Genomic DNA, 8,881 nt, shown 5'->3' on the forward strand with positions numbered 1-8,881 from the left:
CGCCCCCCGGGGGGGGGGGCGGCCCCCCCCCCCCCCCCCCCCCGGGGGGGCCCGGCCCCCCCCCCCCCCCCCCACCGGTCGGTGACCGGATGTTCGAGTGAGCAGGCGAAGGAGGGTGGCCAATGACGGACGAACCCACCGGGCTGTGGCTGATCGGGGCACGCGGATCGGTCGCGACGACGGCGATGGGCGGGCTGCTGGCGCTGCGCGCCGGACTGGCGCCGCCGACCGGCTGCGTGACCGAACGGCCAGAGCTGGCCGGTGTCCCGCTGCCGGGTTGGCACGACCTGGTCGTCGGCGGGCACGACGTCGTCGACACACCCCTGGTCAAACGCGCCGAGCAGCTGGTGGACAGCGGCGTGCTGCCGCACCGCCTGCTCGGCGCGATCGTGGACGGCCTGCACGCGGCCGACGCCGAGGTCCGACCCGGCTACCACCCGGTGACGCACCGGGGCAGCCAGGCCGAGGCGGCGCGCCGGCTCGCCGCCGACATCACCGAGTTCCGGGAGCGGCACGGCCTGGCCCGGGTCGTCGTGGTCAACGTGTCCTCGACCGAACCGCCCGTGCCCGCCACTCCCGAGCACGGAGACCTGGCGCTGTTGGAGGAAGCGCTGGCCGACCCGGCGCGCGCGGTGCTGCCGCCCAGTTCGGTGGCGGCGTACGCGGCGTTGCGCGCGGGCTGCCCGTTCGTGGACTTCACCCCGTCCACCGGCATCGCGCTGCCCGCGCTGGACCAGCTGGCCCACCGGGAACGGCTGCCGTACGCGGGGCGTGACGGCAAGACGGGGGAGACGTTGCTGCGGACGGTGCTCGCGCCGATGTTCACCGCGCGCGCGTTGCGGGTGCGGTCGTGGGCGGGCACGAACCTGCTCGGCGGCGGCGACGGCGCGACCCTGGAGGACCCGGCGCACGCGGGCAGCAAGCTGGAGTCGAAGGCGCGCGGCCTGGCGGCGTTGCTGGGCGAGGACGTCACCGCGCCGCTGCACATCGACAACGTGCCCGACCTGGGCGAGCAGAAGACCGCGTGGGACCACGTGTCGTTCGAGGGGTTCCTCGGCGTGCGCATGTCCCTGCACCTGACCTGGACCGGACTGGACTCCTCGCTGGCCGCGCCGCTCGTGCTGGACCTGACCCGGCTGGTGGCGGCGGCGCACGCGGCCGGCGAGGTGGGCGCGCTGGGGGCGCTCGGGTTCTTCTTCAAGGACCCGCTGGGCAGCGACGAGCACCGGTTCGCGGAGCAGACCCGTGAGCTGTACCGGTGGGCGGGTGGGCTCGCGTGAGGGCGTACGCGGAGCTGGTCCGCGCGCCGGCCGCGCTGACCGTGCTCGGTGACACCCTGGCCGGCGCGGCGGCGGCCGGCGTGCCGTTGCGGGGCAGGCGCTTGTTGCTGCCGCTGTCGTCGGTCGCGTTGTACTGGTCCGGGATGGCGCTCAACGACTGGGCCGACCGCGAGCTCGACGCGGTGGAACGCCCGGAGCGGCCGATCCCGTCGGGCCGGATCAGCCCTCGGGCCGCGCTGACCTTCGCGGTGGGCCTGAGCGCGACCGGGCTCGGCCTCGCCGCGCTGGCCGGCGGGCGTGACGCCCTGGCGGTCGCGGTGCCGCTGGCGGTGGCGGTGTGGTCCTACGACACGGTGCTGAAGGACACGGCGGCCGGACCGCTGGCGATGGCCGCGTGCCGGGGGCTGGACGTGGTGCTCGGCGCGGGCCGGGAACGGGCGGTGAGCGCCCTGCCCGCCGCCGCCGTCATGGCCGGGCACACGCTCGGCGTGACGGCGTTGTCGCGCGGCGAGGTGCGGGGCGCGTCCTCCGGCGCGGCGAAGGCCGTGCTCGGCGGCACGGTGGCGACGGCGGTGGCGACGATCGCCCGGCCGGGGCGGACGTGGCGGCACCGGCTGGGCGCGCTCGCCGGCGTGGCCACGTACGCGGTCACGGTGGGCCGCGCGCAGCTGGCGGCGGTGCGCGACCCCGGTGCGGGCGTGGTCAGGTCGGCCACGAAGAACGGCATCCACGGCATGGTGCCGCTGCAATGCGCCCTCGTGGCGCGCGGCGGGTCGCCTGCCGTCGCCGCCGGTCTCGCCCTTGTGCTGCCGCTGGCCCGCAAGCTGGGCCGGAAGGTGGGGCCGACATGACGTTCCACCTCGGCTACGGCACCAACGGGTTCGCCAACCACCGGCTGGACGACGCGCTCGCGGTGATCGCCGACCTCGGCTACACCGGGGTGGCGCTCACGCTCGACCACCACCACCTCGACCCGTTCGCGCCCGACCTCCCGCAGCAGGTCAAGAAGGTGGCCGCGCGGCTGGACCGGCTCGGGCTCGGCGTCGTGGTGGAGACCGGCGCGCGCTTCCTGCTCGACCGGAAGCGCAAGCACCACCCGACGCTCGTGAGCGACGGGCAGGAGGTCCGGGTGGACTTCCTGCTGCGCGCGCTGGAGATCGCGGCCGACCTCGGCGCCGACTGCGTGTCGTTCTGGTCCGGCGTCGTGCCACCGGACGTGGACGACGACGAGGCGTGGCGGCGGATGCGGTCGGGTGTCGCGGCGGTGCTGGACGGCGCGGCCCGGCACGGCGTGCCCCTCGCGCTGGAACCCGAACCCGGGATGCTGGTCGAACGGCTCGACCAGGCGCTGCGGCTGCGCGCCGACCTCGGCTCGCCCGCCCTGCTCGGGATCACCCTCGACGTGGGGCACTGCGTCGCGGTCGAACCCGAGGACGCCGCCGCGTGCGTCCGCCGCGCGGGCGACCTCCTGCTCAACGTGCAGCTGGACGACATGCTGCCGGGCGTGCACGAGCACCTGGAGTTCGGGGAGGGCGACCTGGACCTGGCCGCCACCCTCGCCGCGCTGGACGAGATCGGCTACACCGGGCTGGCCGGTGTCGAGCTGCCCCGTCACAGCCACGCCGCACCGGACGTGGCGCGCCGGGCCATGACCGCCCTGCGGGAGGCGTCCCCCAAGCCGGACGCGTGGTCGGCGGCCGGGAGCGCGCTGGGCGAGGCGTCGCCCGGACCGGAGCCGGAGCACCCGTGGCTGGCCGAGGCCGAGCGCGCGGTGCGGGCCGATCCCACGGCGATCCGGTCGATCTTCCCCGCGGTCGGCCGGGCCGTCGGCAGGCAGGCGTTGCGCGGCGAGGCCGACCCGCTCGGCGTCGTGCACGGGACCGTCGACGACGCGGCCCGCGCCCGCCTGCTGACCGCGCTCGCGTCGGCGACCGGTCCGGAGGAGCTGGCGGCCGAGCTGGTCTCGCTCTACCGCTTCGGCGACGACGCCGAGCGCCGCGGCGTCCTGCGCGGGCTCGCCTCGGTCGGGGACCAGGTGCCCGCGGCCGGTCTCGAACTCGTCAAGGACGCGTTGCGCACCAACGACACCAGGCTCGTCGCCGCGGCGCTCGGGCCGTTCGCGGCCGATCACCTCGACGCGCACTCGTGGCGGCACGGCGTGCTCAAGTGCCTGTTCCTGGACATACCCCTCGCCGCCGTGGCCGGGCTGGACCGCCGCGCGGACGCCGAACTGCGGCGCATGGTCGCCGCGCTCGCCGACGAACGACGGGCCGCCGGCCGCACCGTGCCCGACGACGCGCTCGACCTGCTGAGGAGCGAGACCTGATGCGCATCTTCGACCCGCACATCCACATGACCTCCCGCACCACGGACGACTACGAGGCGATGCACGCGGCCGGCGTGCGGGCGGTGGTCGAGCCCGCGTTCTGGCTGGGTCAACCGCGCACGAACATCGGCTCGTTCACCGACTACTTCGACGCCCTGATCGGCTGGGAGAGGTTCCGGGCGGCGCAGTTCGGCATCCGGCACCACTGCGCCATCGCGCTGAACCCCAAGGAGGCCAACGACCCGCGCTGCACCGCCGTGCTCGACGTGCTGCCGCGCTACCTCGCCAAGGACGGCGTGGTCGCGGTCGGCGAGATCGGCTACGACTCGATGACCCCGGAGGAGGACGAGGCGTTCGCCCGGCAACTGGAACTGGCCGTGCGGCACGACCTCCCGGCGCTGGTGCACACGCCGCACCGGGACAAGGCCGCCGGCACGGCGCGCACGCTCGACCTCGTCCGGGAATCGGGGCTGCCCCCGGAACGGGTGCTCGTGGACCACCTGAACGAGATGACGGTGCGCGCGGTGGCCGAGTCCGGGTGCTGGATGGGCTTCTCGATCTACCCGGACACGAAGATGGACGAGGTCAGGATGGTGGCGTTGCTGACCGAGTACGGCACGGACCGGGTCCTGGTGAACTCCGCCGCCGACTGGGGCCGGTCCGACCCGCTCAAGACGCAGAAGACCGGGCTGGCGATGCTGGCCGCCGGGTTCGACGAGGCCGAGGTCGACAAGGTGCTGTGGCGCAACCCGGTCGAGTTCTACGGGCAGAGCGGGCGGCTGGCGCTCGACGAGCCGGACGAGCCGGCCGCGTCGCCGACGTTCGCGGGCAACTCGATCCTGCGGGGTGGCTCGTGATCCCGGCGTACTGCACCAACGTCCACCCGGCCGAGGACCTGGCCGGCGTCGTCGCCCAGCTCGACCGCTACGCCGTCGGGGTGCGGGAGGCGCTCGGCGTCGACACCCTCGCGCTGGGGCTGTGGCTGGCCGAACCGGTCGCGCGCGGCCTCGCGGAGGACGGGGCGGCGCGGCGGCGCCTGGCGGCCGACCTACGGGCCAGGGGGCTGGAGGTGAGCACCCTCAACGCGTTCCCCTACGGCGGGTTCCACCACGAGGTGGTCAAGCACTCCGTCTACCACCCGACGTGGACCGACCCGCGACGCACCTCGTACACCCTCGCGTGCGCGACCGTGCTCGCGGACCTGCTGCCCGATTCCGCGTCCTACGGCAGCATCTCGACGTTGCCGCTGGCCTGGCGCGAGCCGTGGGCGGGCGACGACGACGTGCGCGCCCAGGCCGCGTTCGACGCCGTCGCCCGCTTCCTGCGTGCCGAGGCGGTGCGGCACGGCAGGCCGATCAGGCTGGCCGTCGAGCCGGAGCCGGGCTGCGTGCTCGACACCGTCGCCGACGCCGTCGCGTGGCTGGCCGACCGCGTCGACCACGACCACGTCGGGATCTGCCTGGACACCTGCCACCTGGCGGTGTCCTTCGCCGACCCGGTCGAGGCGGTCAAGGGGATCCACGAGACGGGGCTGTCGGTGGTCAAGGTGCAGGCGTCGGCGGCGTTGGAGGTCGCCGAACCGGGCACGGAGGAGGGCAGGCGGGCCATCGCCGCGTTCGTCGAGCCGCGGTACCTGCACCAGGTCCGGGAGAACGCGCCCACCGGCGTCCTCGCGGCCGACGACCTGCCCGAGGCGCTGACCGACCTGCCCGCCGCGCACCCCTGGCGGGTGCACTTCCACGTGCCGCTGCACGACCGGCCCGCGGCGCCGCTCACCTCGACCACGGACGTGCTGCTGACGGCGGTCGACGCGGTCCGGTCGACCGCGGACGTGATGCCGCACGTCGAGGTCGAGACCTACACGTGGACCGTCCTGCCCGGCGCGGGCGACGACCTGGCCGCCGGTATCGCCGCCGAACTGCGCTGGGCGGCGGACCACCTCGGAGACGGAGGCACCGCATGAACCCGCTGGTGGTCATCGACGTCGTCGGTATGACGCCGGCGTTGCTGCCCCACATGCCCAACCTCGCCCGGCTCGGCCGGCGGGGCTGGCAGGCCGAGCTGGGCACCGTGCTGCCCGCCGTGACGTGCAGCGCCCAGTCGACGTTGCTGACCGGGCTCACCCCGGCCGAGCACGGCATCGTCGGCAACGGCTGGTACTTCCGCGACCTCGGCGAGGTCCACCTGTGGCGCCAGCACAACCGGCTCGTCCAGGGCGAGAAGCTGTGGGAGACCGCCCGCCGCGCGCGACCCGGCTACACCGCCGCGAACATCTGCTGGTGGTACGCCATGGGCGCGTCGACGGACATCACCGTCACCCCGCGGCCGATCTACCACGCCGACGGCCGCAAGTCGCCCGACGCCTACGTCCGCCCGCCCGCGCTGCACGACGAGCTGGTCGGCGAACTGGGCGAGTTCCCGCTGTTCCAGTACTGGGGACCGACCGCGACCTTGAAGTCCAGCGAGTGGATCGTCGGCGCGGCCCGGCGCGTGCTGGCGGCGCAACACCCGGACCTGCTGCTCGTCTACGTGCCCCACCTGGACTACGACCTCCAGCGGTTCGGGCCTTCGGGCCCGGAGGCCGCACGTGCGGCGGCCGACGTGGACGCCGCGCTCGCCCCGCTCCTCGCCGACGCCGACGCGGCCGGCGCGACCGTCGTGGCGCTGTCGGAGTACGGCCTCACGCCGGCGCGCCGGCCCGTCGACGTCAACCGGGCGTTGCGCCGGGCCGGGTTGCTGGAGGTCTACACCCAGGCCGGCATGGAGCTGCTGGACCCGTGGGCGTCACGGGCGTTCGCGGTGGCCGACCACCAGATCGCCCACGTCTACGTCGCCGACCCGGCCGACGTGCCCCGCGCCCGCGCCGTGCTGGCGGAGCTGCCCGGCGTGGACACCGTGCTCGACCGCGAGGGGCAGGCCGGCGTCCACCTCGACCACGAACGGTCGGGCGAGCTGGTCGCGGTGGCGGAGCCGGACGCCTGGTTCACCTACTACTACTGGACCGACGACGACCGCGCGCCGGACTTCGCGCGTGGCGTGGACATCCACCGCAAGCCGGGCTACGACCCGGCGGAGCTGTTCTTCGACCCTCGCGACCCGCTCGTGAAGGCCAAGGCCGGCCTCAACCTGGCGCGCAAGAAGCTCGGCCTCCGCTACTCGATGAACGTGGTGCCGGTCGACCCGTCGTGCGTGCGGGGTACGCACGGCAGGCTCCCCGACCGCGCCGAGGACGGCCCGGTGCTGCTGTGCTCCGACCCCGCCGCGCCGGACGGGGTCGAGCGCACCGGCCGGATCGCCGCCACCGACGTGCGCGACCTCCTGCTCGACCTGCAAGGTCTGACCGCACCCGCGAGGGGCGCCGACCGCTGAGCCGACCGGCGGGCCCGCCCGGTGAGGCGGGTCCGCCGGCGTCCTCATGGGGCAGCGCCTCCCGGAGCCGCCCGGCGACGGGGCGTCACTTGCCGCGCGGGTAGGTCTTCTGCACCTCGCCCTTCAGGTTCGCCTCCAGGAACACGCCGCCGTAGGCGTCGATCAGGTACACCTTGATCGACGGCGTCTTGTCGATGATGTCGCTGTCGACGATCAGGTACCGCAGGGTCGGCTGCGGGACGCCGAGCTCCTTGTTCGCCTGGTCGAGCAGCGCGGGGATGGCGTCCCAGTTCACCTGGTTCAGGTCGATCAGCGGGCGGTCGGCGTCCACGCCGTCCGCGCCCTTCCTGGTCGCCTTGCCGCCCTGGTACTCGAAGTCGTCGAAGCCGTTCGCGACCGCCGCGGTCGGGGCGACGGCCGTGGCGTGGTCCGGCCACAGCGTCAGCTCGGACACCATCGTGCCGCCCATCACCCCGCCGAGGGCGGCGACCGCTTCCCGCGCGCCGGCCGGCGTGAGCAGGTCGGTCTTCCCCGCGTCGGCCGCCGTGGTCGGCTGGCCGCCGGGCAGGCCGACGTCCCGCTGGGTGGCCACGGTCGTCGTCGTGCCCGTGGGGGACTTCGCCGAGTTGTCCACGTCCCGGAGGTGGTTCACCAGCACCACGGTCGCGACGACCAGCGCCACCCCGACCAGGGAGAGCACCACGGCGCCCGTCCGCTTGCGTGCCTTGGGCAGCGGGGTGGGGTAGGACTGCGGGTAGCCGTGGGGCTGGGGCCCGCTGACAGGCATCGGCGTCGGCGTCGGCCAGTGGGGGTACTGGGGCTGGGGACCGCTCGGCGGCCCCGGGACGGCGAACCCCGCCGGCGTGGGAGGTCCCAGGGGCGGCGGCGGCGAGTCGCGCTCGGCCGCGGCGAACATCTGGTCCAGCACCTCGCCGGTCGGCCGTGCGGCCGGGTCGTTGCGCAGGGCGGCGTTGAGCGCGGGTGCCAGGGCGCCCGCACGTCGCGGCGGCGGCACCGGCTCGGTCATCACGGCGGCGAGGGTCGCCATCGTGGACGCGCGGCGCATCGGGTGGTAGCCCTCGACGGCCACGTACAGCAGCATCGCCAGTGACCAGAAGTCCGACGCGGTGTGCGTCTCGTCGCCGCGCAGCCGCTCCGGCGCGATGTACTCCGGCGACCCGATGACGTCACCGGTCGCGGTGAGCTGGGTCGAGCCCTGGAGGGCGGCGATGCCGAAGTCGGTGAGCACGGCGCTGCCGTCCGTCCGCAGCAGCACGTTGCCCGGCTTGACGTCGCGGTGCATCACCCCCGCGGAGTGGGCCGAGCGCAGCGCCGCGAGCACGTCCCGCCCGATCCTCGCCGCGTCGCTCGGGCTGAGCACACCGTCGGCCAGCCGCGCGTCGAGCGACGTGCCGCGGACCAGTTCCATGACGATCCACGGGTACGGCGAGTCGGCCGACTCGATGATCTGGTAGATCGACACGACGTTCGGGTGCTGCAAACGGGCGAGCGCCCGGGACTCGCGCAGCACGCGCTCGCGCAGCTGGGCGGCCGTCACGGGATCGCTGTCGATCTGGTCGGCGTCGGCCGGTCGGACCTCCTTGATGGCCACCTCGCGGTGCAACCCCAGGTCGAGGGCACGCCAGACCGTGCCCATCCCACCGCTGCCCAACCTCTCCAGCAGCTCGAACCGGCCGTCGAGGATCCGCCCGGTGTGCTCTCGCTCAGACACCGCGTCACGCTAGCAACCGGCCACCCGAGACCGAAGAACCGGCACTCCCGAGTTCACCGGTCGGACACTTCGAGGACCGACCACCGCGCCGGCGCTGGTAGCCGGGTACCAGCGCCGGCGCGGTCCGGTGCCGTGGTGGTGGCGACTCCCCCGCGGGCGGCCGGGGGGTCGTCT

At 74.7% G+C, this 8,881-nt stretch carries 7 protein-coding genes; 6 read left to right on the top strand and 1 reads right to left on the bottom strand.

All coding sequences use genetic code 11. From position 1 onward, the window contains the following. The first annotated feature begins 122 nt into the window (after positions 1 to 122). Genes LNK82_RS15170 through LNK82_RS15195 form a run of 6 tightly spaced genes read left to right on the top strand, consistent with a single transcriptional unit; the run spans position 123 to position 6,975 of the window. Positions 123 to 1,280, top strand: a complete 1,158-nt coding sequence (locus LNK82_RS15170; protein WP_230567617.1) for an inositol-3-phosphate synthase — start codon at positions 123 to 125, stop codon at positions 1,278 to 1,280. After that, the gene (locus LNK82_RS15175; protein WP_230567618.1) at positions 1,277 to 2,131 is read left to right on the top strand and encodes an SCO3242 family prenyltransferase; all 855 of its coding nucleotides are present in this window, start codon (positions 1,277 to 1,279) and stop codon (positions 2,129 to 2,131) included. Before LNK82_RS15170 ends, LNK82_RS15175 begins: the two co-directional genes overlap by 4 nt. Continuing rightward, positions 2,128 to 3,606: an EboA domain-containing protein gene (locus LNK82_RS15180; RefSeq protein ID WP_230567619.1), complete on the top strand. Its 1,479-nt coding sequence runs from the start codon at positions 2,128 to 2,130 to the stop codon at positions 3,604 to 3,606. Before LNK82_RS15175 ends, LNK82_RS15180 begins: the two co-directional genes overlap by 4 nt. Beyond that, complete coding sequence (locus LNK82_RS15185) at positions 3,606 to 4,463, top strand: TatD family hydrolase (RefSeq protein WP_230567620.1); 858 nt, start codon at positions 3,606 to 3,608, stop codon at positions 4,461 to 4,463. Before LNK82_RS15180 ends, LNK82_RS15185 begins: the two co-directional genes overlap by 1 nt. Then, on the top strand, positions 4,463 to 5,569 hold the full coding sequence (gene eboE, locus LNK82_RS15190; RefSeq protein WP_230567631.1) for a metabolite traffic protein EboE: 1,107 nt from the start codon (positions 4,463 to 4,465) through the stop codon (positions 5,567 to 5,569). Before LNK82_RS15185 ends, eboE begins: the two co-directional genes overlap by 1 nt. Then, positions 5,566 to 6,975 (top strand): alkaline phosphatase family protein, encoded by a 1,410-nt coding sequence (locus LNK82_RS15195; protein ID WP_230567621.1) that lies wholly within the window; start codon positions 5,566 to 5,568, stop codon positions 6,973 to 6,975. Before eboE ends, LNK82_RS15195 begins: the two co-directional genes overlap by 4 nt. A gap of 85 nt (positions 6,976 to 7,060) precedes the next feature. On the opposite strand, the gene LNK82_RS15200 is transcribed toward LNK82_RS15195, so the two are convergent. Further along, complete coding sequence (locus LNK82_RS15200; RefSeq protein WP_230567622.1) at positions 7,061 to 8,707, bottom strand: serine/threonine-protein kinase; 1,647 nt, start codon at positions 8,705 to 8,707, stop codon at positions 7,061 to 7,063. Positions 8,708 to 8,881 lie beyond the last annotated feature (174 nt).

This window comes from Saccharothrix luteola (assembly GCF_020859565.1).
Taxonomy (GTDB): Bacteria; Actinomycetota; Actinomycetes; order Mycobacteriales; family Pseudonocardiaceae; genus Actinosynnema; species Actinosynnema luteola.